This window comes from Nocardioides luteus, assembly GCF_000960475.2.
GTDB classification, from domain to species: domain Bacteria; phylum Actinomycetota; class Actinomycetes; order Propionibacteriales; family Nocardioidaceae; genus Nocardioides; species Nocardioides luteus_A.
This window is the reverse complement of record NZ_JZDQ02000047.1, coordinates 1-25,047: the sequence shown is the minus strand read 5'-3', so window position 1 is coordinate 25,047 and position 25,047 is coordinate 1. Positions and strand designations below refer to the sequence as shown.

The 25,047-nt window shown below is 70.2% G+C and carries 26 protein-coding genes; 11 read left to right on the top strand and 15 right to left on the bottom strand.

From position 1 onward, the window contains the following. Window positions 1-26: 26 nt before the first annotated feature. The 3 genes from UG56_RS24760 to UG56_RS24750 are packed head-to-tail and all read left to right on the top strand — an operon-like array spanning window position 27 to window position 3,378. Window positions 27-1,808 (top strand): dolichyl-phosphate-mannose--protein mannosyltransferase, encoded by a 1,782-nt coding sequence (locus UG56_RS24760; RefSeq protein WP_052693058.1) that lies wholly within the window; start codon window positions 27-29, stop codon window positions 1,806-1,808. Continuing rightward, window positions 1,799-2,929, top strand: a complete 1,131-nt coding sequence (locus UG56_RS24755) for an N-acetylglucosamine-6-phosphate deacetylase (RefSeq protein ID WP_045546727.1) — start codon at window positions 1,799-1,801, stop codon at window positions 2,927-2,929. The genes UG56_RS24760 and UG56_RS24755 overlap by 10 nt, the downstream gene beginning before the upstream one ends. Window positions 2,930-2,952: 23 nt before the next feature. After that, window positions 2,953-3,378, top strand: a complete 426-nt coding sequence (locus UG56_RS24750; protein ID WP_084101576.1) for a DUF3054 domain-containing protein — start codon at window positions 2,953-2,955, stop codon at window positions 3,376-3,378. 73 nt (window positions 3,379-3,451) lie between these two features. On the opposite strand, the gene UG56_RS24745 is transcribed toward UG56_RS24750, so the two are convergent. The 4 genes from UG56_RS24745 to UG56_RS24730 are packed head-to-tail and all read right to left on the bottom strand — an operon-like array spanning window position 3,452 to window position 5,841. Continuing rightward, window positions 3,452-4,204, bottom strand: coding sequence for an energy-coupling factor ABC transporter ATP-binding protein (locus tag UG56_RS24745; protein ID WP_084101573.1), 753 nt, complete (start codon window positions 4,202-4,204; stop codon window positions 3,452-3,454). Further along, window positions 4,201-4,812 (bottom strand): cobalt ECF transporter T component CbiQ, encoded by a 612-nt coding sequence (cbiQ, locus tag UG56_RS24740; RefSeq protein ID WP_045546726.1) that lies wholly within the window; start codon window positions 4,810-4,812, stop codon window positions 4,201-4,203. The genes UG56_RS24745 and cbiQ overlap by 4 nt, the downstream gene beginning before the upstream one ends. A 4-nt stretch (window positions 4,813-4,816) precedes the next feature. Continuing rightward, window positions 4,817-5,152: a PDGLE domain-containing protein gene (locus UG56_RS24735; RefSeq protein ID WP_045546725.1), complete on the bottom strand. Its 336-nt coding sequence runs from the start codon at window positions 5,150-5,152 to the stop codon at window positions 4,817-4,819. Beyond that, window positions 5,149-5,841, bottom strand: a complete 693-nt coding sequence (locus UG56_RS24730; RefSeq protein ID WP_045546724.1) for an energy-coupling factor ABC transporter permease — start codon at window positions 5,839-5,841, stop codon at window positions 5,149-5,151. Before UG56_RS24730 ends, UG56_RS24735 begins: the two co-directional genes overlap by 4 nt. A gap of 160 nt (window positions 5,842-6,001) precedes the next feature. On the opposite strand from UG56_RS24730, the gene UG56_RS24725 reads away from it, so the two are divergent. The 6 genes from UG56_RS24725 (at window position 6,002) to UG56_RS24700 (ending at window position 11,902) form a co-directional block, all read left to right on the top strand. Then, window positions 6,002-7,225, top strand: coding sequence for an acetyl-CoA C-acetyltransferase (locus UG56_RS24725; RefSeq protein WP_045546723.1), 1,224 nt, complete (start codon window positions 6,002-6,004; stop codon window positions 7,223-7,225). 47 nt (window positions 7,226-7,272) lie between these two features. Beyond that, window positions 7,273-8,070: a CoA transferase subunit A gene (locus tag UG56_RS24720; protein ID WP_045546722.1), complete on the top strand. Its 798-nt coding sequence runs from the start codon at window positions 7,273-7,275 to the stop codon at window positions 8,068-8,070. Window positions 8,071-8,073: 3 nt separating this feature from the next. Next, complete coding sequence (locus UG56_RS24715) at window positions 8,074-8,730, top strand: CoA transferase subunit B (RefSeq protein WP_045546721.1); 657 nt, start codon at window positions 8,074-8,076, stop codon at window positions 8,728-8,730. Between the two features lie 55 nt (window positions 8,731-8,785). Continuing rightward, complete coding sequence (locus UG56_RS24710) at window positions 8,786-9,184, top strand: nuclear transport factor 2 family protein (RefSeq protein ID WP_045546720.1); 399 nt, start codon at window positions 8,786-8,788, stop codon at window positions 9,182-9,184. Window positions 9,185-9,225: 41 nt separating this feature from the next. Beyond that, a complete protein-coding gene (locus tag UG56_RS24705; RefSeq protein ID WP_045546719.1) occupies window positions 9,226-9,936 on the top strand; it encodes a helix-turn-helix transcriptional regulator in 711 nt (236 codons plus the stop codon). Between the two features lie 97 nt (window positions 9,937-10,033). Further along, window positions 10,034-11,902: a CocE/NonD family hydrolase gene (locus UG56_RS24700; protein WP_084101571.1), complete on the top strand. Its 1,869-nt coding sequence runs from the start codon at window positions 10,034-10,036 to the stop codon at window positions 11,900-11,902. Between the two features lie 31 nt (window positions 11,903-11,933). Here the strand turns inward: UG56_RS24700 and UG56_RS24695 are convergent, their stop codons facing one another. The 4 genes from UG56_RS24695 to UG56_RS24680 all read right to left on the bottom strand — a co-directional run bounded on the left by UG56_RS24695 (window position 11,934) and on the right by UG56_RS24680 (window position 14,630). Then, entirely contained in the window at window positions 11,934-13,151 is a 1,218-nt protein-coding gene (locus UG56_RS24695; protein ID WP_052693053.1) for an MFS transporter, read from the bottom strand. 70 nt (window positions 13,152-13,221) lie between these two features. Then, window positions 13,222-13,695: a MarR family winged helix-turn-helix transcriptional regulator gene (locus tag UG56_RS24690; protein ID WP_045546718.1), complete on the bottom strand. Its 474-nt coding sequence runs from the start codon at window positions 13,693-13,695 to the stop codon at window positions 13,222-13,224. A 112-nt stretch (window positions 13,696-13,807) separates the two neighbouring features. Then, window positions 13,808-14,272, bottom strand: coding sequence for a glutathione peroxidase (locus UG56_RS24685; protein ID WP_045546717.1), 465 nt, complete (start codon window positions 14,270-14,272; stop codon window positions 13,808-13,810). 55 nt (window positions 14,273-14,327) lie between these two features. After that, window positions 14,328-14,630: a hypothetical protein gene (locus UG56_RS24680; RefSeq protein WP_045546716.1), complete on the bottom strand. Its 303-nt coding sequence runs from the start codon at window positions 14,628-14,630 to the stop codon at window positions 14,328-14,330. Window positions 14,631-14,817: 187 nt separating this feature from the next. Between UG56_RS24680 and UG56_RS24675 the strand changes: the two genes are divergently transcribed. Beyond that, window positions 14,818-15,642 (top strand): metal-dependent hydrolase, encoded by an 825-nt coding sequence (locus tag UG56_RS24675; protein WP_045546715.1) that lies wholly within the window; start codon window positions 14,818-14,820, stop codon window positions 15,640-15,642. Here UG56_RS24675 and UG56_RS24670 read toward each other — a convergent pair. The 7 genes from UG56_RS24670 to UG56_RS24640 all read right to left on the bottom strand — a co-directional run bounded on the left by UG56_RS24670 (window position 15,626) and on the right by UG56_RS24640 (window position 24,208). Then, complete coding sequence (locus UG56_RS24670) at window positions 15,626-17,686, bottom strand: protein kinase domain-containing protein (protein WP_177191549.1); 2,061 nt, start codon at window positions 17,684-17,686, stop codon at window positions 15,626-15,628. The two genes, UG56_RS24675 and UG56_RS24670, sit on opposite strands and share 17 nt — an antisense overlap. 82 nt (window positions 17,687-17,768) lie before the next feature. After that, window positions 17,769-19,376 carry a serine/threonine protein kinase gene (locus UG56_RS24665; protein ID WP_143055188.1) on the bottom strand — a complete coding sequence of 536 codons (1,608 nt, stop codon included), beginning with the start codon at window positions 19,374-19,376 and terminating at the stop codon, window positions 17,769-17,771. Window positions 19,377-19,489: 113 nt separating this feature from the next. After that, window positions 19,490-20,503 carry a hypothetical protein gene (locus UG56_RS24660; protein ID WP_045547077.1) on the bottom strand — a complete coding sequence of 338 codons (1,014 nt, stop codon included), beginning with the start codon at window positions 20,501-20,503 and terminating at the stop codon, window positions 19,490-19,492. Continuing rightward, the gene (locus UG56_RS24655) at window positions 20,500-21,162 is read right to left on the bottom strand and encodes a DUF2867 domain-containing protein (protein ID WP_084101567.1); all 663 of its coding nucleotides are present in this window, start codon (window positions 21,160-21,162) and stop codon (window positions 20,500-20,502) included. The genes UG56_RS24660 and UG56_RS24655 overlap by 4 nt, the downstream gene beginning before the upstream one ends. A gap of 75 nt (window positions 21,163-21,237) precedes the next feature. Beyond that, window positions 21,238-21,915, bottom strand: coding sequence for a response regulator (locus UG56_RS24650; RefSeq protein ID WP_084101565.1), 678 nt, complete (start codon window positions 21,913-21,915; stop codon window positions 21,238-21,240). Then, window positions 21,912-23,102: a sensor histidine kinase gene (locus UG56_RS24645; protein WP_045547076.1), complete on the bottom strand. Its 1,191-nt coding sequence runs from the start codon at window positions 23,100-23,102 to the stop codon at window positions 21,912-21,914. The genes UG56_RS24650 and UG56_RS24645 overlap by 4 nt, the downstream gene beginning before the upstream one ends. Before the next feature lie 95 nt (window positions 23,103-23,197). Further along, the gene (locus UG56_RS24640) at window positions 23,198-24,208 is read right to left on the bottom strand and encodes a TerC/Alx family metal homeostasis membrane protein (protein WP_045547075.1); all 1,011 of its coding nucleotides are present in this window, start codon (window positions 24,206-24,208) and stop codon (window positions 23,198-23,200) included. Window positions 24,209-24,458: 250 nt separating this feature from the next. Here UG56_RS24640 and UG56_RS24635 point away from each other — a divergent pair, with 250 nt between their 5' ends. Further along, the gene (locus UG56_RS24635; protein ID WP_045547074.1) at window positions 24,459-24,989 is read left to right on the top strand and encodes a flavin reductase family protein; all 531 of its coding nucleotides are present in this window, start codon (window positions 24,459-24,461) and stop codon (window positions 24,987-24,989) included. Window positions 24,990-25,047 lie beyond the last annotated feature (58 nt).

The following is a 25,047-nucleotide window of genomic DNA, read 5'->3' as shown; positions in this document are numbered from 1 at the left end:
TTGTCGCAGGCCTATAGGGTGCCATCGTGACAACGACGGTGACCAGGGCCGATGAGCCCATGGAGGGGCTCGCGAGCACCCCTTCCGGTCACCTGCTCCCCACCGCCTGGGAGCGCGCCCGGCGCCGCATCAACGGCTCACCGAGGGCCGGCTGGCTGGCGACGATCGGGATCACTGCGCTCGCGTTCCTGCTGAGGCTGTGGCATCTGGGCACCCCGAAGGTCTTCGCCTTCGACGAGACCTACTACGCCAAGGACGCCTGGGCGCTGCTGGAGTACGGCTACGCGCGCAACTTCATCGAGGGCGCCGACGAGAAGATCCTGGCCGGCCAGCTGAACGGTGTCTTCGCCGACGGGCCGTCGATGATCGTCCACCCCGACGTGGGCAAGTGGATCATCGCGCTCGGCATCAAGCTCTTCGGGATGGACCCGTTCGGCTGGCGGATCGCCTCCGTCGTCGTCGGCTCGCTCCTGGTGCTCTTGACGATCCGGTTCGTACGCCGCGTCTCCGGGTCGATGATGCTCGGTCTCGTCGGCGGGATCCTGGTGACCTTCGACGGGCTCGCGTTCGTCCTCTCCCGGCTGGCGCTGCTGGACCTCTTCGTCGCCTTCTTCCTGCTCCTCGCGGTGCACCTGATGGTGATGGACCGCGACTGGTGCCGGCGCCGGTTCTCCGCGCTCGCCCCCACCCAGCTCGCCGCGCCCGGCGCCTGGGGCCCGGTCCGACGCATGCTCTTCCGCCCGTGGCTGCTCTGCTCCGGCATCGCCTGGGGGCTGGCCATCGGGTGCAAGTGGGAGGCGCTCTACCCGCTGGCCGCCTTCGGACTCCTCTACGTGGCCTGGTCCGCGGGGATGCGGCGCTCCTTCGGCGTACGTCTTGCCTGGCTCCGCGCCTGCGTGGCCGACGGGCCGACGGCGTTCGTCCACCTGGTGGGGGTCGCGCTGGCGGTCTACGTGATGACGTGGATCCCGTGGATGACCCACGCGGACGTCTACGAGCAGTCGCTCTCGGCGACGCAGTACACGCGCTACACCGGCGAGGGCCACTGCGAGAACAAGTCGTACGTCCCCGAGAACCTCAACGACAAGCGCTGGCCGACCGCGACCGAGCCGGACGCGTCCGGCCTCGGTGAGGTCACCCAGTCGCTGCGGTCGCTCTGGTACTACCACCGCGACGTCTACACCTTCCACACCCATTTCCTGGACTGCGCCGAGCACACCTACGGGTCGCACCCGATCGGCTGGCTCGTCCTGAACCGGCCCGTCGGGGTCGCCGCCGACACCGGGATCCTGTCCGGGGCGAAGTCGCGTGGCGAGATGTGCGAGGCGACGCCCTCGACTGATCCCGACGGTGACGGTCCCGAGCAGGCGGGCACGTGCCTGCGGCAGGTGCTGCTCCTGGGCACCCCGGTGCTCTGGTGGGGAGCGTTCGTCGCCCTGATCGTCTCCGCGTTCATGTGGGTCGCCGCCCGGGACTGGAGGTTCGGGGTCGCCGTCGTCGGGGTGCTGTCGACGTGGCTGCCCTGGCTGCAGTACGCCGGGCGGCCGATCTTCTCCTTCTACATGATCATCGCGCTGCCGTTCCTGGTGCTCGGCCTGTGTCTGTGTCTCGGCAAGCTGCTCGACCGGCCGCCTTCTCCCGTGGGCTCCGGTTCCGGCCACCGGCGTCGGGTCGGTGGCACGATCTTCGGAGGCATCTTCGTCGTCCTGGTGATCTGCAACTTCGCCTGGTTCTGGCCGATCTACACCGACGAGCTGCTCACCCGGCAGGAATGGCTGACGAGGATCTGGTTCAAGCGATGGATCTAGAGCATGTCGTACGCGGCCGGGTGCCTCGGCCGGGCGGCTTCGACGATCTGGTCGTCAGCGTCGCGGACGGCGTGATCCAGGAGCTGCGGCCGGCGACGGACGCCGACGCGGAGTCGGCGGGGATCCTGCTGCCGGGCCTGGTGGACATCCACAACCACGGCGGTGGTGGCGCGTCGTTCCACTCCACCTCGTCGGAGGAGATCGCGGTCGCTGCCGGGGTCCACCATGCTGCCGGCACGACGACCTTGCTCGCCTCGACCGTGACGGATGCGCCTTCCCGGTTGCTGTCGGTGGTCTCCGCCCTGGCCACCGCTGCCGAGGAGGGACTGATCGCCGGGATCCACATGGAGGGGCCCTTCCTGGAGCACTCCTGCCGCGGCGCGCACGACCCCGAGCTGTTGCTGGCACCGGACGCCGGGCTGACCCGTGAGCTCGTCGCCGCCGCGCGGGGGCAGCTGCGGGTGATGACGCTCGCGGCCGAGCTCCCCGGGGCCGACGAGGTCGCCTCGGTGCTCACCTCGGCCGGGGCCGTGGTGGCGCTGGGGCACACCGCTGCGTCGGCTTCGCAGGCTCGCGCCTTTCTGTCGGGGCCCGGGAGCCTGGTCACCCACCTGTTCAACGGGATGCCGCCCGCGCACCACCGCTCCCCTGGGCCGGTCCTCGGGTCCCTGGGAGCCGCCGGGGTCGGGGACGCCTGCGTGGAGCTGATCGCGGACGGCGTACACCTCGACGACGAGACGGTCCGGGCGGTGATGTCGATGGTGCCCGGGTCGGTCGTGCTGGTCACCGACGCGATGGCCGCGGCCGGGATGGCCGACGGCGACTACCAGCTCGGCCCGCTCGCCGTGGAGGTGCGGAACGGGGTCGCCCGGATCGCCGACGGGACCGGCAACGGCTCGATCGCCGGCGGCACCTCGCGGCTCCTGGACCAGGTCCGCCGCCATGCCGCTGCCGGGATCGACCTGGCCATGCTGATGCGGTCCGCGAGCCTGCGGCCGGCCTCGGTGGTGGGCCTGGACGCGGGTCGCCTCGAGCCCGGTGCGCGTGCGGACCTGGTGATCACCGACGAGTCGCTGCGGCCGACCCGGGTGATGCGCGGCGGGGCCTGGCTCCCGGCGTAGGCCGGGCTCGTATCCTGGGCACCATGTCCTCCACGAAGTCCGACGTCTCCTCCCCGCTCATCGCCGGGCTCGCGCCCAGGTGGGCGGTCGCGGCCTTCGCCGCCGACGTCTTCTTCGTGCTGCTCTTCGCCTTCGCCGGGCGCCAGTCCCACGACTCCGGCCCGGCGCTCGTCGTGCTCCGGATCGCCTGGCCGTTCCTGGCCGGGCTCGTCGTGGCCTGGGCCGTGCTGGTGTGGCGTCGCTGGCCTGCCGCTCGCACGTGGCCGGCGGGCGTGGTCGTCTGGCTCGGGACGTACGTCATCGGGATGGTGCTCCGCGGCCTCACCGGCGAGGGTCTCGCGCCGGCCTTCCTGGTCGTCTCGATCCTCTTCCTCGGCCTCACCCTCGTCGGCTGGCGCGGCTACGTCAGCGCCAAGCTCCACTACCGCTCCCGGCGACTCGCCGAGTAGGTAGTCGCGGCGGCCGAGACCGTAGAAGTGGCGGACGAAACTGTCGTTTCGTCGCCCAAACCTGCAGTCTCGGCTAGAGGGTGGCGGCAGCGGCGACCGGGTCGAAGCCGAAGGGCAGCTCGAGACGGTGGGCGCGCATCAGGTCAGCGTTGGAGAGTACGTCGACCGTGCGGCCCTCGGCGGCCACGACACCACCGTCGAGGATGACCGAGCGGTCGCAGAGCTCGAGGGCGTACGGGAGATCGTGGGTGACCATCAGGACCGTGACGTCGAGGTCGCGGAGGATGTCGGCGAGCTCGCGGCGGGAGGCCGGGTCGAGGTTGGAGGACGGCTCGTCGAGGACCAGGATCTCGGGGTCCATCGCCAGCACGGTGGCCACCGCGACCCGGCGGCGCTGGCCGAAGGAGAGATGGTGGGGCGGCCGGTCGGCGAACTCCTCCATCCCGACCTTCGCGAGCGCCTCGGTGACCTTCGCATCGAGCGCCGCGCCGCGCAGGCCGAGGTTGGCGGGGCCGAAGGCGACGTCCTCGCGGACGGTGCCCATGAAGAGCTGGTCGTCGGGGTCCTGGAAGACGATGCCGACGCGGCGGCGGATCTCCTTGATGTTGGCCTTGGTGACGGGCAGCCCGCTCACGGCGACCGATCCGGCACCGGCGAGGTGGATGCCGTTGAGGTGCAGGACCAGCGTCGTCTTGCCGGCGCCGTTGGGCCCCAGCAGCGCGACCCGTTCGCCACGGTGGACGTGCAGGTCGACGCCGAAGAGCGCCTGATGGCCGTCGGGGTAGGCGAAGGCGAGGCCGCGTACGTCCAGGACTGGAGTGGTCACCGAGGCATTCTCCCTGTGTATCCGCGCGAGACCATGGCCAGGTGGACCCGCTCGCCGCGCTCGAAGGAACGGATGAAGAGGGCGCCGACCGAACGGGCGAGCACCGGCCAGTGGAGCGGGTTGCGGGCGACGAACCCTCGGGAGGCGCGCGCGACCGCCATCCGGCGCATCTCGTCGGTCACCACCTCCAGGTAGCGGACCATGAACGCCATGATCTGCACCAGCTGCTGAGGCAGCCGCAGCCGCTCCAGGCCGTGGACCAGCTCCTGCGGCGTCGTGGTCGCGGCCAGCAGCAGACCGGCGATCACGCCGAGCGTGCCCTTGGCCAGCAGCCCCCACGCGGAGAGCAGGCCCGACTCGCTCAGGCTCAGCCCGAGCACCTCGACCCGCGGCCCGTGGGAGATGAACGGCATCAGCACCGCGAAGACCACGAACGGCGTCTCCACCAGCATCCGCTTCAGCACCCACCCCGGGCGCACCCGGCCGACTGCGCCGACCGTCACCAGGGCGGCGAGGAAGAAGGCGTACGCAGCGAACCACTCCCGCGGGGTCGCCACCACGACGAGCATGAAGCCGACCAGGGCCAGCACCTTCAGATGGGCGGGCACCGGCTCAGGCCTCGTCGGAGGAGTCGGTGGGCCGCCGACGTACGAGCAGCACGAGGCCACCGGCGACGACGAGCACGACGACGGTGCCGATCACCCCCGCCAGGCCACCGGAGAGCCGGGCGTCGTCGACGCCCTTGGTGCCGTAGCCGGCCAAGGGTCCGTCAGCGGCGCCGTGCTCCGAAGCGCGGTCGAGGAAGCCGGTCTTGCCGGCGACGTACTCGAGGCCGTCGGGGTTGGCCGAGGCGTAGTAGGAGACCACTCCGGCCAGCAGCAGCGCGACGACGGCGATGCCGAGGGCGACCCACCTGAACGGGACGCGCTTCTTCGTGGTGGTGCTCATGCCACCGCCTCCTTCGCCTTGATGACCAGGTCGCGCTCGGCGATCACGCCTCGCGCGGCGTAGACGAGGTCGGGACGTACGGAGAGGATCGCGCCGACCGCGAGGAAGGTGATCACGCCCTCGCCCAGACCGATGAGCGTGTGCCAGCCGAGCATCGCGGTGGCCAGCGTGGTCAGTGAGATGTCGGCGGTGCCGCCGATCGCGTAGAGCGCGGTGAAGACGGACGCCGCGGCGGGGACGGAGACGAAGGCGCCGATCGCCGCCGCCGGGGCGACCAGGCCGACCCGCTTCGGCAGCAGCTTGATCAGCACCCGGCTCACGAACCAGCCGACGACCACCGTGGTGACCGCCATCAGCAGGATGTTGGTGCCGAGCGCGGTGATGCCGCCGTCGGCGAAGAGCAGCGACTGGACGATGAGCACGACCGAGACGCACAGCACGCCGGTCCACGGCCCGACCAGGACAGCGGCGAGCGCGCCGCCCATCAGATGGCCGCTCGTGCCCGCCCCGACGGGGAAGTTGAGCATCTGGGTCGCGAAGACGAACGCGGCGACCAGGCCGGCCAGCGGGGCGGTCTTGTCGTCGAGCTCGCGGCGCGCGCCGCGCAGCGCGACACCGACCGCGACGACTGCGACTGCGCCGGTGGCGATCGACGTCGGTGCGTCGAGGAAGCCGTCGGGGACGTGCATGGTCACCTCTTGGATCTACGAATGGGGGCTAACGCGAATTTATCGCAATAGCGTCGTTGGCGCACTGTCCGGTCGGGTAGGGAGATCAAGACCTGAAACGTGTTAATCGACGCCAAATGAATACTTCTCAAGTCATGACTGTCCGCGTACCGTCGACAGCATGAGCAGCGCCACCGACATCGTCATCTGCGAGCCTCTCCGTACCCCAGTCGGTCGCTTCCTCGGCGCCCTGGCGCCGCTGACCGCGACCGATCTCGCCACCACCGTCCTGCGCGAGCTGGTCGAGCGCACCGGACTGCAGGAGGGCGACGTCGACGACGTCATCCTCGGCAACGGCTACGCCAGCGGCGAGAACCCCGCCATCGGCCGCATCGCGGCCCTCGACGCCGGCCTCGGCACCGGCGTCCCCGGCCTCCAGATCGACCGTCGCTGCGGTTCCGGTCTGCAGGCGGTCCTGTACGCCGCGGGCACCGTCGCCACCGGAGCCGCGAGCCTCGTCATCGCCGGTGGTGCGGAGTCGATGTCCAACGTCGAGCACTACGCGCTCGGGCTGCGCGGCGGGGTGAAGCAGGGCGGCATCGAGCTGCTCGACCGCCTCGACCGGGCCCGCGAGACCGCGGGCGGCAAGGACCACCCGATCCCCGGCGGCATGATCGAGACCGCCGAGAACCTGCGCCGCGAGTACGGCATCTCCCGCGAGGAGCAGGACGAGCTCGCGCTGCGCTCCAACCAGCGGGCCGTGGCCGCCCACGAGGCCGGCAAGTTCGCCGACGAGCTGGTCCCGGTGACCGTCCCGGGCGGACGCCGCAAGCCCGATGTGGTCGTCGACCGCGACGAGCACCCGCGTGCCGACATCTCCCTGGAGAAGCTCGCCTCGCTGCGCCCGATCCGGCTGAAGATCGACGAGGAGTCGACGGTCACCGCGGGCAACGCGTCCGGCCAGAACGACGGCGCCGCGATGTGCATCGTGACCACGCGCGCCGAGGCGGAGAAGCGTGGCCTGACTCCCCTGCTGACCCTCAAGTCGTGGGCGGTCTCCGGCTGCGAGCCCGAGCGGATGGGCATCGGACCCGTCCTCTCCAGCCGCACCGCGCTGTCCCGGGCCGGGCTCACGCTCGACGAGATCGACCTGATCGAGCTCAACGAGGCCTTCGCGGCCCAGGTCCTCGCCGTGCTGCGCGAGTGGAAGATCGACGCCACCGACGAGCGGCTCAACCCCAACGGCTCGGGCATCTCGCTCGGCCACCCGATCGGCGCCACCGGCGCCCGCATCCTCGCCACCGCCGCCCGCGAGGCGCAGCGCCGCGAGGCCCGGTACGTCCTGGAGACGATGTGCATCGGTGGCGGGCAGGGGCTCGCGGCGGTGTTCGAGTCGGTCCGCTGAGCAGCCGGCACGCTTCGTACGGAAAATCTCGAGAGAGCAGAGAAGACATGGGTCTGGACAAGGTGGTCGGTTCGGCCGCGGAGGCGGTCGCCGACATTCACAGCGGGGCCAGCCTGGCCGTGGGCGGCTTCGGCCTGGTGGGAATCCCGTGGTTCCTGATCGACGCGCTGCGCGAGCAGGGGGCGGACGACCTGATGGTCGTCTCCAACAACTGCGGCGTCGACGGCGCCGGGCTCGGGCTGCTGCTCGACGATCACCGCATCTCCCGCGTGATCGCGAGCTACATCGGCGAGAACAAGGAGTTCGGCCGGCAGTACCTGGCCGGCGAGCTCACCCTCGAGCTCACCCCGCAGGGCACCCTCGCCGAGCGGATGCGGGCGGGCGGCAGCGGGATCGGCGCGTTCTACACGCCGACCGGCGTCGGCACGATGGTCTCCGACGGCGGCCTGCCCTACCGCTACAACCCCGACGGCACGGTCGCCGAGGCCTCCGAGCCGAAGGAGGTGCGGGAGTTCCACGGCAAGCAGATGGTGCTCGAGGAGGGCATCGTCACCGACTTCGCGCTGGTCCGCGCGACCCGCGTCGACCGGGCCGGCAACGCCCAGTTCAACGCCTCCACGCGCAACTTCAACGTGCCGGCCGCGATGGCCGGGCGGGTGACGATCGTCGAGGCCGAGGAGGTCGTCGAGGTCGGTGAGATCGCCCCCGCCGACGTACATCTCCCCGGGATCTTCGTGAAGCGGATCGTCGCCCTGACGCCCGAGCAGGCGGCCCGCAAGGACATCGAGAAGCGTACGACGCGCGGCGAGCGCCCCACCGACACCGCATCGAGCAAGGAGGCCTGAGTCATGGCTTGGGACCGCAACCAGATGGCCGCGCGCGCCGCGCAGGAGCTGCAGGACGGCGACTACGTCAACCTCGGGATCGGGCTGCCGACGCTGATCCCGGACTACATCCCGGAGACGTCGACGGTCGTGCTGCACGCCGAGAACGGCATCCTCGGCGTCGGGCCGTTCCCCTACGAGGACGAGGTCGACCCCGACCTGATCAACGCCGGCAAGCAGACCGTGACCGTGCTCCCCGGGGCCTCCTACTTCGACTCCGCCACCTCGTTCGCGATGATCCGCGGCGGTCACATCGACGTCGCCGTCCTGGGCGCGATGCAGGTCTCCGTCAACGGCGACATCGCCAACTGGATGGTGCCCGGCCAGATGGTCAAGGGCATGGGCGGCGCGATGGACCTGGTCTCCGGCGCCGGGCGCGTGATCGTGCTGATGGAGCACGTCACCAAGAAGGGCGCCCCCAAGCTGCTGGAGACGTGCGACCTGCCGCTGACCGGTCGCGGGATCGTGAAGCGGGTCATCACGGACCTCGGGGTCCTCGATGTCACCGGCGAGACGTTCGAGCTCGTCGAGCTGGCTCCCGGGGTGACGTACGACGAGGTCGCGGCGGCCACCGGCGGGAAGGTCCTGGACCGTACGGCTCCGGACACCGCCGGGATCTGATCGGCCGGACGAACTCCGACACACCGTTGTCGCCCCGGTGACTCAGGGTGGAGGCATGACCGAGATCATGCATCCTCCGACCAACGCCGCCGCTCGACGCTCGCTCGACCTGTGGCTGACCATGTGGAACACCGACGGCGACATCGCCCGCCGCATCTGTGCCGACGACTTCCGGATCCACTTCGCCGTGACCGAGGCCGACGGCTCGACCCCGGCGGACGACATCCGCTCCGCCGAGGACTTCGCGCGCTACCTCGACTGGTGGCACGGGCAGCACCCCGGCGTCGTGTTCACGACGGTCGCTGATGCGATCGACGGCGACCACGGACGGCTGCTCTGGGACATGCAGGCCGGCGACCTGCTCGTCGGCGGTGTCGACGTCTTCGACTTCGACGAGGACGGCCGGGTCCGGCGGGTCTGGTCGGTCGGCGGCCGGCGCAGCATGCGGGGCTGACGCATGGGCCCACTGTCGGTGGCCCCTGGAAGAATGCGGGCGTGAAGCGAGCCGAGCGGCAGTACGCCTTGGTGGACCTGCTCCGCGGAGCGCGTCGGCCATGGTCCGCTGCCCGGCTCGCGGCCGAGTTCGAGGTCTCCTCGCGCACGATCGAGCGCGACATCAGCTCGCTCCAGCTCGCCGGCGTCCCGATCTATGCCGACCACGGCGCGAAGGGTGGATACCTGATCCTTCGCGAGTACTCCCTTCCGCCGCTGAATCTCTCCGCCGCCGAGTCGCTGGCCGTCCTGGCCGGTCTCGGGCTGCTCGAGTCGTCGCCCTACGAGGGAGCCGCCCGGCGCGCCCGGGCGAAGATCGCGGCGGTCATGGCCGAGGAGCACCGCGACTCGGTGGCGGAGATGCTCGGGATGATCCAGGTCATCGAACCTGCTCCCCCGGCCGACGGCAGCGTGCCGGTCGGCATGCTGTCCGACGTCGTCACGGCACGCCGCGTCGTACGCCTCACCTACCGCGGCGCCGGCGGGAGCCCGGACCAGCCGGTGACGACCGTCCGCGACGTGGAGACCATGGGACTCCTCCGTGCCGACGACACCTGGCTCATGGTCGGGTGGTGCCGCCTCCGCGCCGCGATCCGCGGATTCCGGATCGGGCGGATCGCCCGGCTGGAGATCCTCGACGAGGTTCCGCCTCCCCGTGACCCGTCGCTCCTCGAGGCCGACCTCGCGCGCTGGCCGACGCGCCGCCTCGGGTGAACCAGGTCCGTCGGGCCACCGAACCGGCGGCGTAGCGTAACCCCCGTTTACATTCATCGTTTCACTCTGTGATCCCCACCACACCTTGGAGTGAGTGATGAACCTCGGAATCGTCTCGGCCCTGTTCCCGTTCCTGGCGCTCGTCATGAGCTTCCTGCCTGCCGCCGGCCCGGCGAGCGACCCCGGGGACTCGTCCGGAACGTCTGCGCCACCAGCCGTGGCCGCGCCGCAGGCACCCGGGTCTGGGTCCGGGTCCGGGTCCGCGACACGGTCGAGTGCGTGGACGCCGCGCCCGGCGACGTACGGCGTGGTCGTCGAGAAGGACGTCGAGATCACGATGTCCGACGGCGTGGTGCTCCGCGCCGACATCCACCGTCCGGCGAAGGCCGACGGCACCGCGGCGGCGGGCCGGTTCCCGGTGATCCTGACGCAGAACCCCTACAACAAGAACGTCTCCGGCGGGGGCGGCGGCGACTACTTCGTGCAGCGTGGCTACGTCTTCGTCCAGACCGACGTACGCGGCACCGGCTCCTCCGCCGGCCAGTGGGACGCCTTCGGCGACCGCGAGCAGAAGGACGGCCTCGAGGTGGCCAACTGGGCGACCTCGACGAAGCGCCCGTGGAGCAACGGCGAGCTCGGCCTGTGGGGCCCGTCCTACATGGCGATCAACCAGTTCTTCACCGCCGCCCAGCACCCGCGCGGGCTGAAGGCGATGTTCCCGATCGTGCCCGCCGGCGACGTCTACCGTGACGTCGTCGCCTCCGGCGGCCAGATCGACGCCGGCTTCATCCCGCTGTGGTTCGGGCTGGTCACGGGCAGCGGTCTGGTGCCGCCCGCCGTCAACCAGACCCGGCCCGAGGCCACCCTGATCACGCTGCTGCAGCACGTCGGGGGTGCGCTCGGCTTCCAGGTGCCGATGCTCGCCGGCGCGGTGCTGGGCAGCGACGCCGGCTACGACGGCCCCTTCTACCGCAAGCGCTCGCCGCTGAGCGTGGTCGACGAGATCGATGTGCCGACGTTCCTCACCGCCGGGCAGTACGACATCTTCCAGCGCGGCACGCCGATGCTCTTCGACCGGCTGCAGAGGAACGGTGTCGACACCAAGCTGCTCATCGGCCCGTGGACGCACACCGAGGGATCGATGGGCGGCGAGCTGGCCGGCAGCGGCATCGGCAGCCTCAGCGAGATGGCGTTGCGGTGGTTCGACACCCACCTCAAGGGCCTCCCCGACAACACCCTCGACCGCGACGTCGCCCCGGTGACCTACCACGAGATCGGCTCCGGGAAGTGGCGCACGATGCAGTCGTGGCTCGGCTCGGAGGTGCGCGCGAAGACGTACGCCCTGGGGTCGGCCCTGAAGCCCGTCGGCGGTGACACCATCGCGCCCCTGCCGGTGCAGGGGCTGTGCTCGCGCAGCACCACGCAGTGGACCGCCGGCGCCGTCGCGATCCCGGGCTGCACCGACAACCGGATCAACGACGCGCTCGGGGTCTCCTACGAGACCGCGCCGGCGACCTCCGACCTGAGGTTCTCCGGGCCGCTCAACGCCGACCTGTCCGTCTCCACGACCGGCACCGACGGACTGATCTCGGTCTCGGTCGAGGACGTCGCTCCCGACGGGTCCGTGGACCGCATCACCGGGGGCTGGCAGACGCTGCGCCACCGTGCCGTCATCCCGTCGAGGTCGCGGACGCTGAACGGTCAGGTCGTCCAGCCGTGGCACCCCTTCACCCGTTCGGCCGAACAGGCTGTGGTGCCGGGTCAGATCTATCGCGTTCCCGTCGAGGTCTTCCCGACCGGTGCGGTGATCGAGAAGGGTCACCGCCTGCGGGTCACCGTCCACTCCTACGACGTCCCGCACCTGCTGCCCAACGTCCAGCAGCTGGTCCGCGGCGTGGCCGGCGTGGTCACGGTCCACCACACGACCGCGAACCCCTCGACGCTGGTCCTCCCGGTCCGGAGGTAGCGCCGAGGGGTCGGGCTCTGGCATCGAGGGCTCAGAGCTTGGCCTCCTCCGGCACGCGCTCGGAGACCTTCGGGTCCCGGGCGCGTCCCGCGTCCACGAGCAGGTACGCCGCGACCACCGCTCCTGCGGCCAGCGCGATCGCGGCCGAGGCATAGGCCGGGCCATAGCCCTCGGTCGTGACCAGCCCGGCGGCGATCAGGGTGCCGAGGAACCCGCCGACCTGCTGGGTGGTCGTGGTCAGGCCGGAGCCGATCCCGGCGTACTCCGGCGCCAGCGCACCCATCGCCAACGCCGTCACCTGCGGCATCGCGAGACCGAACCCGAGGCCCATCACGACCGCGCCGGGGAGGACGTCGGTCGGGAAGCTGCCGGTCTCGGGCAGGCGCACGAGGTAGACCATCCCGGCGACGAAGCCGAGCACGCCCGCGATCAAGATGCGCTCGGAGCCGAACCGCTCGGCCAGCGCGGCGCTGAAGCCGAGGCTCGCGACCGCGATCACCGCGCTGACCGGGAGGAACGCCAGGCCCGTCGCGAGCGCCCCGAAGCCGAGGACGTCCTGCAGGTAGAGCGTGGTGACGAACTGGAAGGTGAACCCCCCGAAGGTCAGGGTCAGCAGGATCAGGTTGCCGAGCGCGAACCTGCGCTGGGCGAACAGGCCGCGCGGGAGCAGGCCACCCTTGGCGCCGGTCGGCGGCGTACCCTCCACCGCGCGGAGCGCGACGACCAGGGCGATGATCCCGAGCGGGACGTTGATCAGGAAGGCCCAGCGCCACGAGGCGACCTCGGTGAGTACGCCACCCAGGACCGTCCCCACCGAGGCACCGATCGAGCCGACGAAGGCGAGCACCGCGAAGGCGCGGAGGCGGTCGCGGGCCTCGGCGTAGAGGCCGGCGATCATGCCGAGCACGACCGCCGAGGCGATGCCACCGCCGAGTCCTTGGACGAATCGGGCGAGGACGAGGGAGATCGGGTCCCAGGCGATGCCGCACCATGCCGAGGCCAGCGTGAAGATGCTCAGCCCGGCGAGGAAGACGGGCCGGGTGCCGAAGGCGTCACCTGCCCGGCCCGCCGGGAGCAGGACGAGCGCGAAGGCGAGGAGGAAGCCGTTGACGACCCAGGACAGCGAGGTGTCGCCGAAGCCCAGGTCGTCGCGGATTGCAGGAAGGGCGACGGTCACGACCGTGCCGTCGAGGATCACCATCAACTGAGTGGCTGCGAGGGTCGCGAGCGCGACTGTCTTGGTCGTCATAGATACGACCATAATAGATTGTTTGTTATGAAACAATCTATTTCGGAATATTCGGTTGTAGACCTATCTGTCAGCGAGCCGAGGAGGGCGCACGACGCCGCAGCGTCATCGTGTGCGACGGCGTCGCCCACGGCCCCTCGACCAGGCGCTGCAGCGCTTCGATGAACGCCTCACCCTCGCTCGGCGGGAGACTCTCGAGCACGTTGGCGACGGTCGCGTTGTAGGCCTTCGAGGCCTCCTCGAGAGCCTTTGCGCCGGCCGGCGTGAGCGCGACGATGCGCGCCCGGCGGTCGGTGCTCGAGACCCGCCGCTCAGCGAGACCGCGGCGCTCGAGGTTGTCGAGGGTGGTGACCATCGTGGTCTTGTCGAGCATCGCCATCTCGGCGACCGCGTTCTGGGTGTACTCCCCCTCGGCGGCCTTCATCAGCACGCAGTACTCGCGCACCGAGAGCTCCAGGTCGGCCAGCGCATCGCCGACCTGGGCCGCGAACGCGTGAGCAGACTGGTTGAGCAGGAACAGCAGGTCGATACGCGGTCCGGTCATGAACTAGATCTTAACGAACCATCCGATACCGAACTATCTTCTGACCAACTATCTATGCAGAACGGCGCTCGATCCCGGCAACATCGGGGATCGAGCGCCGTCCGGCATCGCCTTAGAGATACTGGGCGAGGTCCGCCTGGATCTCCTCGGGCGTCACCTGCGGCTCGTAGCGCTTGACGACCTCGCCCTCGCGACCGATGAGGAACTTGGTGAAGTTCCACTGGATGTCGCCCGGCGCCTCGGCACGAAGGAACTCGTAGAGCGGAGCAGAGTTCTCCCCGTTGACATCGATCTTGGAGAGGACCGGGAACGTCACGTCGTAGGTCGTCTTGCAGAACTCCTGGATCTCCTCGTCGGTGCCGGGCTCCTGACCCATGAACTGGTTGCACGGGAACCCGATGACCTCGACACCGGAGTCGCTGGTGGCGCGGTAGAGCGCCTCGAGGCCCTCGTACTGCGGCGTCAGGCCGCACTTGCTGGCTACGTTGACGATCAGCAGCAGCTTGCCCTTGTAGTCACCGAGCGAGACGGTGCTCCCGTCAGCGGCGGTCACTTCGAAGTCGTACGTGGTGGTCACAGGTCTCTCCTCGATCGAGTTGCGGTGCAGCGGGACAACCTTGCTCGGCCCGAGGTTATGCCCCGCGCTGATGCGGGACCGACGAGGCCTCCGCGGCCAGGCGCCGCTCCCGGGCGACCGTCATGATCGCCGCCGACATCCACTCGAGCGCCTCGGGCATCTCGAAGGCGATCTCCTCGAGCAGCGTCGGCATGTCGTGCCGGCCCACCGAGAGAAGCATCTCGCTCAGCGATCCGTCGCGCGCGGCGACCATGAACCGGAACTCGATCGCCTCGGGAGTCACGGTCGCGGCGCACCGACTGGTCTCGAACGTCCACGGCGCACGACGGGCATCGCCCTGGGTGCCGGGAGTCGTCATGACCGCGCATCCTATTCAGGTTGCCGCCTCGGCCGCACCCCTTTCACCCCTCGGATCACCCTTCGAACAGTGATTCGAATCTCGCCGCACAGACACACCACCCCAACACACGCGCACCAGCCCGAGGACCGGTACGTTCATCCGCGGTCATGCAGCGGGGGAACACTGGAGAGGGACACAACTTCACATGATGGGCGGGCATCACGCGGCCTCAGGAGCCGCCGCGTGGATCGCAGTGACATCGTCGGCACCGATCGCGTTCGGATGGTATCCGGGCGTCTCGGATATAGGCGTGATGACCGGCACCCTGGTGTGCGCCGGCGCCGCGCTGCTTCCGGACGCGGACCACCACAACGGCACGATCGCCCACTCGCTGCCACCGGTCTCCGAGGGCCTGACCAGGATCGTCGGACAGGTCTCCGGCGGCCACCGCAACGGCACCCACTCGATCCTCGGCGTGCTCGCCTTCACCGGACTCGCCTGGGGCGCAGGGAAGCTCTCGCTCGAGACCGAGCATTTCGGCAGCGTCCTGATCGGCCCGGGCATCATGTGCGTCCTGCTGGTCGCGTTCGCCATGGACGCGCTGAAGCTCACCCGCAAGGGCGTCCACTGGCCGTGGATCCCGGCAGTGGCGCTGGCGGCGGTGATCGCCGTCTTCGCGCCCGAGGAGTGGTGGTGGATGCCGTTCTCGGTCGGCCTGGGCTGCGTCGTCCATCTGCTCGGCGACTTCGTGACCACGATGGGGATCCCGTTGTTCTGGCCGATCGCGCCGAAGCCGCCCAGGTGGGTCCGCCGCAACAAGTGGCTCCCCTTCGACAACATGTGGACCCGGGGCGGCAACTTCGCCCTCCCGATCCTCGGCGATGCCGGTTCCATCCGGGAGTGGGTCGTGATGACCCCGATCAGCCTCTACGCGATCGTCGGCTTCGGCTGGGCGCTGATGAGCCAGATGGGCTTCGACGTCGAGAGCCGCTGGGAGGCGCTGGTCTCGAGCCTCACTGGTCTGCTCTGACGGATCGCCGGCGCCCGCGGAGCGGGCGCACGAGGAAGATCCCCGCCAGTAGCGCGAGTCCGGCGACGAGCGCGGAGACGGCGAGCGCCCCGCTCAGGAAGACCTTCGTCTGGATGCCCCGGTGCTCCTCGCCGACATCGTCGGAGACGATCAGCGTCATCGCCACGATGGTGTCCTTCAGCAGCTGGATGAAGCGGGTCATGTCCTCGGCCCAGACCTGCGCGGCCGGCCTCCCCATACTGTGGGCCTCGAGATCCGGGACGGCCTCGTCGAGCGAGCCGTCGTTGATGACCTGGACGACCGCGTTCTGCGACACCACGCCACGCGATCCGTCCGCGAAGGTGTCGTCCGAGATCTTGTCCAGCGCCTTCTGGGTCGCCTGCGGGGCGTCGGCGTAGAAGGAGCGCGAGGTGAGCTGCCAGGACGTACGCGCCTCGCTCATCGCCTCCATCGACTCCTCGTCGATCCGCCCGGTCATCAGCGCCGGCACCATGATCGCGCGCTCGACGCCGAGCGATTCGGCCGCCGACCTGACGTACTTGAGGTTGGTGACCTGCTTGTAGATCTTCTCGTTGCGGATGTTGGGCATCTCGGTCGCGAAGTCGAGCAGCTCGTAGGCGGTGTCGGTGTAGGCGGCGGCCGCGGCCTCGGTGCTCGCCTTGTCGCCGTCCTCGAGGTCGTCGCGGTAGGCGTCGATGCCCTTGAGCACGGTGTAGGTGCGCTCGACCCGCTCCCGCAGGCTCGGGGTGTCGGCGAGGTCGACCTTGGTGATGTCGGCGTGCCACGCCTCGATCGAGTCGTCGGTCACCTGCCGATAGGCCTGCCGGACCGCGTCCGGGACCTGGTCGGAGCTCAGCGCGTCGCGCTCGAAGATGAGATCCATCCCGAGCTCGTAGCTCTCCGGGAGCGCACCCGCGATCGTCATCGCACGGTTGGACACGGCGCGCTCCTGGAACGCGTCGGCGAAGCTCAGCCCGCTCAGGACCAGGGCGATCACCACCGGCACCAGCAGCGCGCCCAGCACCGGCGTGCGGAGGAACCTCGGCTTCGCGGCCGCATGCGACCGAGGCGTACGCTGCGCCGACTCGACCGCCCCGGCGATCGTGGTCAGCGGCGACGGGGAGGACGACACCGACGGGGACGCCGAGATCTTGGAAGCCATGAGCGCGGCGGGCCGAGGGGCGGCGGACAGCTCCCGGCTGCCGACCGCGTTCGCGGGCGCGACCCCGGGCCGGCGCGCGAAGGCGACGACCTCGCCCGCGCTGGGCCGCCGGGAGGGGTCCTTGTCCATCATCAGGGCCACGAACTCGTCGACATGGGACGGCACGGTGACCACGTCGTTGACGTGCGGGACCGGTGCGGTCACGTGCTGGTAGATCATCGAGACCGGCTCGGAGCCTGCGTACGGAGCACGCCCGGTGAGCAGCTCGAACGCGACGCAGCCGAGCGCGTAGATGTCGCTCGCCGGGCCGACCACGGTGTCGGCGGCCTGCTCGGGCGAGATGTAGGGCAGGCTTCCCATCACATGACGGGTCGAGGTGAGCCGCTCGGCCTGATGGTTGGCCAGCTGAGCGATGCCGAAGTCGAGCACCCGGATCCGGCCGTCACCGTCGTAGACCAGGTTGGACGGCTTGATGTCGCGGTGGATGATCCCCGAGGTGTGGACCGCGGTAAGCGTACGGGCGACCTGGACCAGCACCTCGCCGGCCTCCTCGACCGTGAACCGGCCCTGCTTCTCGAGGCGGTCGGCCAGCGTCGGGCCGGGAAGCAGCTCCATGACCAGGTAGACGATGCTGCCGTACTCGGTCTGCTCGACCCCGACGTCGTGGACCTGCACCGTGCCCGGGTGGCTGGCCGCCGTCGTCGAGAGCGCCTCCCGGCGGAAGCGTTCGGTCACCTTGGGGTCGGCGGAGATCTCCACGATCTTCACGGCCACCCAGCGTTCGAGCCTGATGTCGGCTGCCTGCCAAACCTCGCCCATCCCGCCGCGGCCGAGCAGGCGGTGCAGGCGGTACCGGCCTGCGATCGGGGGGCGCGTTCGCATGCGCATATGTTGTCGGACTCACGCCCCGTGCGTCTCGTGTACGCACCGAGGAAATCGGCCGATCTTCGCCGATATCGCCGGTTTACGCATCAACCGAACGCCCTCGCGAACGGATCAGCGCGAGCCCGAGCACGGCGAGCAACGCCAGCATCACGCCGGTGGAGATCCCCCAGCCGATCGTCTGGTCCTTCGCGTCGCGGTGCTCACGGTCGACATCGCTGGCGAGCTGGCGAGCCGCGTCGACGACCACGTCCTTCAGGTCCTGGACGTAGCTGGCCGCATCGGCCATCCAGATCTGGTCCACGGCCCTCCCGTCGGCGCCGTCCTCCAGCTGCCTGACCACGTCCTCGACGTCACGAGCGTTGAGCACCCGGATGACGGCGCGCTGGGACGAGACCGCGTAGGACCCGAACTCGAACGACCGGCCCGAGATCTTGTCGAGCTTCTGCCGCGTCGCCGGGTCGGCACGGGCGTAGATCGACTCCGAATGGGTCGCCCAGGAGTCCTGCGCCGCGCTGAGATCGGCGATGCCGTGGTCGCTGATCCGCTCGTTGCGCAGCGCGTTCGCCATGACCCTGCGCTCGAGCCCGAGCACCTCCGAGACGGACCCGATCAGCTCCAGGTTCCGCGCCTGCCTGGCCAGCGCGTCGTCCTGGAACGAGGGCAGCTCGGCGGCGAGGTCGAAGAGTCCGTTGACCGCGTTCGTGTAGAGCTCGACCGCCGCCATCTTGCCGGTCCGGTCACCCGCCCGGGCGGCCGCGCGGATGTCCGAGAGCCGCTCGAGGGCGGCCGCCGACCTCTCCGTACGCCGCCTCAGCCCCTGGTCGTCGCCGAACTCCAGGTCCTCGACCTCGGCCGTCCATGCCTCGATGGACCTGTCGGTGATCTGGAGGAAGTCCTCGGTCAGGGCCGCATCGGTCCGCAGCGCGTCGCGCTCGATCGAGAGGTCGAAGGCAAGCTGGAAGCTGCTCGGCAAGATGTCGGCCAGCGGCCCGGCGCTCCCGATGGTCGAGGTCCGGTCGCCGGCCCGGAGCGTGCCCCAGCCGCCGAAGATCAACCCCGGTACGACCAGGATCATCAGCACACCCAGCACGGTGGGCGACAGCCGCGGACCGGTCCGGCCGGTGGGACGTACGATCCGCTTCGGCGGTGGCGCGACCCCGCTCTCGAGCACGGTCGCCACCTCGTCGGCCCGCGGACGCTTGGCCGGGTCGTCGGCGAGCATCGCCGTGGTGATGCCGTCGAGGTGACCGGGCACTGTCACCAGGTTCCCGACGCGTTCGGGCTCGAGCCCGGCGTACGGCGGGCGCCCGACGAGCAACTCGAAGAACACGGCGCCGAGCGAGTAGATGTCGCTCGCCTGACCGATCCGCCGGCGGTCGATCTGCTCGGGAGACATGTAGGGAAGCGCCTCACCGCCGCGCGGCGCGGGCGCACCGACGAGAGCGATCCGGCCGTCGGGGGCGTACCCGATGGTGGCCGGCCGGATGTCCCCGTGGACCTGTCCCGCGGCATGTCCCGGGGCGAGGATGCGTGCGATCTGGGCGACGATGTCGGCGGCCTCGTCGGAGGAGAGCCGATTCTCGTGGGCAAGCCGGTCAGCGAGATTCCGACCGCTCAGAGCGAGTCCGCCCTGTCCGGTCAGATGGTTCAAATGCTGGCGACCGGCGCGTGGGGGACGGATACGCATGGGTACATGGTCCCTGTTGAGCGCCCTTTCGGCCCGGGATGAGCAGAGAGTTTTCCTGGACTTGGCCAAGAGTTCGACTCCTCCGCGGGCCGGCCACGGAGGAGTCGGACCCGTCATCCACGTGGCCCGGTGCGTCGTCCCAGGTAGGCGAGGCAGGCGACGGCGAGCGCCGCTCCCCACACCGGCCACAGCATCTCGGGGGCCCAGGCCGCCCAGTCCGAGGTGGCTCCGGGCACCATCCACAGGTCACCGGTGACCACCATCCGCCAGAAGGAGAGTCCGGCGGAGGTGACGGCGCCGGCGACCAGGATGCCGGGCACCAGGGCCATCGCCACCGGGACCGGGCGGCCGCCGAGCCGCGGCATCCAGGACCAGAAGACCTCGCCCCAGCGAGCCAGCAGACCCCAGGTCAGCAGGGCCCCGACCACCGCGAAGAGCGCCAGCCCGAAGCCGGCCCACCTCCCCGATCCGAGCTCGTCGAGCATCTCCGGCCTGATGCCGAGCGGCACACCCATCGCCCACGCGATCCGGGTGACGGCGTAGAGAAGAGGTACGACGACCGCGACCGTCACCGCGGGGCGCCCCCAGCGCGTCCAGCGGCCCCAGTCGATCCGGCCGCCCGGCTCGGCCCGCTCGAGCAGGCCGACACCGGCGACGACGGTCGCCAGACCACCGACCGCGTGCGCGAGCGCCGTGCCCGAGTCGATGAGGATGCCCCAGTTCAGATGTCCCGCGACCGGACCGATACCGACCAGCGCGAGCAGCGTCTGCGGCAGATAGCCGAGGAACGACAGCGCGCGTACGTCGGAGACCACCAGCGCGACCACGAGCCCGACCGCCACCAGCAGGCGGCCCGCACGGCGCTGAGCGGGACGCTCCTGGCTGCCGGCTCCCCACCCGCCCGCACCCAGCACCAGGAGCGCGGCGACGGTGACCACCCAGGACATCTGTGTGCCGCTGAGACCGCCGAGCGGCGAGGCCGGCTCGGGCGCCCACGGGTCGGGTATCCGGTCCAGGAGCGCGAGCGCGGACAGGGCACCGAAGGCCAGCGCCCAGGCACCGGCCACCCAGGGCGCTGCGCGCCGGACGGACGATCGGGGCTGCGTACGTTCGATCGTGGTGGTCACCGGGCCACCCCCTGTGCGGTCTCCCAGCGGCGGCCGACCGTGCGCAGCAGCGCCGGGTAGACGACGAGGTAGCGGAACGGCTTGATGAAGGCCATGTAGGCCTCCCCGAGCAGCCCGTTCGGCCGCACCAGCACGCTCAGGTGCGCGCTGTAGCCGTCGGGCACGCTCTCGTCCTCGACCCAGCCGAGGTGCAGGACACCGTGCATCGTGCGGTTGGCGATCTCGGCGGCGTACTCCCGATCGGTCAGATAGAGCGGGTGGAACGGGCTCTCGTCGCGCACGGGTCCGGAGTGATCCCGGAGATCGTCCGGGAGCCGCTCCCCGAGCGAGGCGACGCGCCGCCCCAGGCCGTGCTCGTCCTGCTCGGTGCCGAGCATCCGGCCGAGCGCCCAGCGGACGGCGAAGAGGAAGCGGTACGCCGCCGGGAAGTCGCGCTCCTCGCCGCTCATCATGGCCTCGACGAAGCGGGGGAAGTCGTCGGCGCCACCCTGGACGGGCAGTGCCCAGACGTCCTCGAGCTCGAAGTCCTCGGTGATCCGGTGGATCCGCCAGGACTGCCCGGAGTAGGCGCCGGACGGAAGCGGTCTGGTTCTGATCGGTCTGGTTCTGATCGGTCTAGTTCTGATCGGGGCGGGCCCGACGGGTGCGTGTGTGGTCATGTCTCCACACTCGTCCGCGCCCGGCCGCGGTTCGTCGCCCTCAGGTCGCGGGCCCCTCATCCTGCAGGATGAGGCTCAGCTCCGGGGTCCGACCAACCCGGTCTCGTACGCCAGGACGACCGCCTGCACCCGGTCGCGCAGGCCGAGCTTGGCGAGCACATGGCCGACATGCGTCTTCACCGTCGCCTCGGAGAGGTGGACGCGGCGGGCGATCTCGGCGTTGCTGTCGCCGGTGGCGAGCTCGAGGAGCATGTCGAGCTCGCGGGGCGTGAGCGTCGCCCGGATGTCGGCGGCCCGCCCGTTGTCCGGTGCCGGCGCAGTCGCCACGTGTTCCAGCAGCCGACGCGTCGTCGACGGCGCAACCACCGCGTGACCTGCATGAACGGTGCGGATCGCCTCGACGATCTCCTCGGCCCGGGCGTCCTTGAGGAGGAAGCCGCTGGCGCCGGCCCGGATCGCCGGGAAGGCGTAGTCGTCGAGGTCGAAGGTGGTCAGCGCGATCACCCGCGTCGCCGGCTGCTCGGCGGTGATCGCGGCCGTCGCCTGGATCCCGTCGAGGCGGGGCATGCGCAGGTCCATGAGGACGACGTCGACCCGCATCAAACGCACCAGGGCGAGCGCCTCGTGGCCGTCGGCCGCCTCGCCGGCGAGCTCGAGGTCCGGCTGGCTCTCGACCATCATCCGGAGCGCGGAGCGCATCAGCTCCTGGTCGTCGACGATCGCGACACGGATCGGGGTCTCTGGCTCGGTCACAGCGGCATCATGGCGCGGACACGCCACCCTTCGCCGTTCGGCCCGGCCTCGAGCGTCCCGCCGACCGCCGTCACCCGTTCCCGCATCCCACGCAGCCCGCGGCCGGGCGGGCGCTGGATCCCGACGCCGTCGTCACTGACCTCGACCCGGAGCTGGCGCCCGGCGCGGGTCACCGACACGGTCGCGACGGCTCCCGGGCCCGCATGGCGGGAGACGTTGGTGAGCGCCTCCTGCACGACGCGGTAGGCGGTGAGGCCGACGGCGGGAGCGACCTGACCCGGCTCGTCCATCTCGAGGCGGACGGTCAGCCCGGCCTCGCGCATCCTCTCGACGAGGTCGGGCACATCGGCCAGCCCGGGTTGCGGCTCGGTCGAGGCGATGTATCGAGCTTGTCGAGATGACTCCCCGCCGAGCACGCCGAGCAGCCCGCGCATCTCCACGAGCGCCTCCCGACCCGTGGTCGCGATGGTGTCGAGGATCCCCGAGGCCCGCTCCGGCTGCTGCCCGACGACCATCCGGCCGGCCTCGGCATGGCTGACGACGACCGCGAGCGAGTGCGCCACGACGTCGTGCATCTCGCGCGCGATGCGCTGGCGCTCCTCGGCGGCCGCCCGGTCGGCGAGCTGGTCGATCCAGGCGGCCCGGGTGGCCCGGAACCGGCCGAGCGCCCAGGCCGCGACCGTGGCCGCGAGCGTCGCGGTGGACACCATCAGCCACCAGGTCCACCCCTCCAGACCGGTGCCCTCGAACCCCGACAGCCGTACGACGGTGACCAGACATCCCACCAGCCCGATGCCGAGCGCGACCCCTGGCCACGGCCTCCGGTCCCGCGCGCTCACCGCGTAGAGCAGCACGAAGAAGCACAGGCTGCTCGGCAGCAGCACCGGCCCGTACTCGCTCCCCGCCGCCTCCGCCGTCGGCCCGCCCAGGTCCGGGGCGGCGACCAGCACCAGCTCGGCCAGGGCCCCGGCGGCGTACGACGTCAGCGGGAAGCGCCGGGCGGTCGCCACGACCCCGTGCAGCACCACCAGCGCGGCCACCAGCGCGATCTGCCACGCCTCGGCGACCTCACCCTCGACGACCGAGGTCCAGCCGACCGGCAGCAGCACCAGCGCGAGCGCCCCGGCCAACGCCACCTGTCCGACATCCCCGAGCCAGCGAGGTCCGGGAGCTGCTGCCACGGTCATGCGCTCACCCTAGTGGGCCGAGAACGGCCGCAGGCCCGCTCCGATCGGAGCGGGCCTGCGGGTGGTCCCGGCTCAGCCGGGCTGTTCACGAAGGGTCACATGCTGCGCGGGCCGGTGGCCTCGTCGCGCTCGGCCTCGGTCATGCTGCGCGACTTCAGCAGGCTGAGCACGGTGGTGATCGCCAGGATGCCGATGATGACGCTGAGGGAGACCTCGATGGAGACCTCCGGGGCCCATCCGACGTGGTGGCCACCGTTGATGAAGGGCAGCTCGTTCTCGTGGAGCGCGTGGAAGATCAGCTTGAGGCCGATGAAGCCGAGCAGGATCGCCAGACCGTAGGAGAGGTAGACCAGCCGCTCCAGCAGGCCACCGATGAGGAAGTAGAGCTGACGCAGACCCATCAGCGCGAAGATGTTGGCGGTCATCACCAGGTAGGCCTCGTTGGTCAGACCGTAGATCGCCGGGATCGAGTCGAGCGCGAACAGCAGGTCGGTGGTGCCCAGGGCGCAGATGACGACGAACATCGGGGTCGCGAGCCGCTTGCCGTTCTCCCGCACGAACATCTTGGCGCTGCCCCACTGCGAGGTCAGCGGGATGTGGCGCTCGAGGAACTTCACCACGGTGGGCTCCTCGTACTCGTCCTCGTCCTCGCCGCCCTCCAGGGCCAGCTTGACCGCGGTGTAGATCAGGAACGCGCCGAAGAGGTAGAAGACCCAGCTGAAGTTCTCGATCGCGGCCGCGCCCACGCCGATGAAGATGCCGCGGAAGACCAGCGCCAGGATGATGCCGATCAGCAGCGCCTTCTGCTGGAACTGCCTCGGCACCGCGAACTTCGACATGATGATGATGAAGATGAACAGGTTGTCGACCGAGAGCGAGTATTCGGTCAGCCAGCCGGCGAAGAACTCGGTGCCGTACTTCGGGCCCGAGAAGACGTAGACCCCGATGCCGAAGATCACGGCCAGGCCGATGTAGAGGCCCAGCGCGACGATCAGCTCTCGACGCGAGGGCTCGTGCGGACGTCGGCCGATGACGAGTACGTCGACGAGCAGCACGGCGCTGGCGATGCCGATGGTCAACCACCAGATGAGCGGGGAGACGTCCACGAAGGGACTCCTTAGATCGTGAGGCAGAGCGGTTCTCTGGGAAGGTTAGGCGACCGAGGTCGAAGCTTCGAAGTCGCAGCGGACGACCCAGTTGTATAACAAGTGCTTAGCTAGACTAACAAGTAGCACTTCAGGCGCCCACATGATCTCAGGTGCGGACAACCGGATGAGTCGGCGATCACACGCTGGATGACTGGACCTCAACCGGACTTGATGTTTTAGCGTCACTGCCGAAGAGAGAGGAGGGGGTGTGAGCGACACACTCACCGACCAGTTCAAGGCCGGCTTCCGTCGATATCCCACGGGCGTGGCCATCGTCGCCGCCTCGACCGAGACGGGACCCGTCGGAGCGACGGTCTCGAGCGTAGCCTCGGTCAGCGCGAACCCGCCGATGCTGTCGTTCTCGGTGTCTCGGTCCGGCCGGTCCGGCCCGGCGCTCACGGGGAGCGACCGTCTCGCCGTGCACGTGCTGACCGAGTCCCAGGCCGACGTGGCGGCTGCCTTCGCCGACCGCACGGCGCCACGGTTCACCGTGGCACAGGGCTGGACGCTCCCACAGGGAGAGCCGCCGATCCTGGACGACGCCGCCGCGAGCTTCTACGGACACGTGGTCCGCGTCATCCCCGCCGGCGAGGCCTGGCTGGTGCTGCTCGAGATCGACGCGGTCGACCTCGACGAGACCGCCGAACCGCTCCTCCACCACGACCGGCACTACTGGTCGCTCGGCCCGTCGGCCAGCACCGTCCCCCTCGACCGCATCCTGCCCGAGAAGGCTTCCTGACCGTCGAGCTCGACGGTCTCTTCACAACATCATCGAGAGGATCCACCATGCGTCTGTT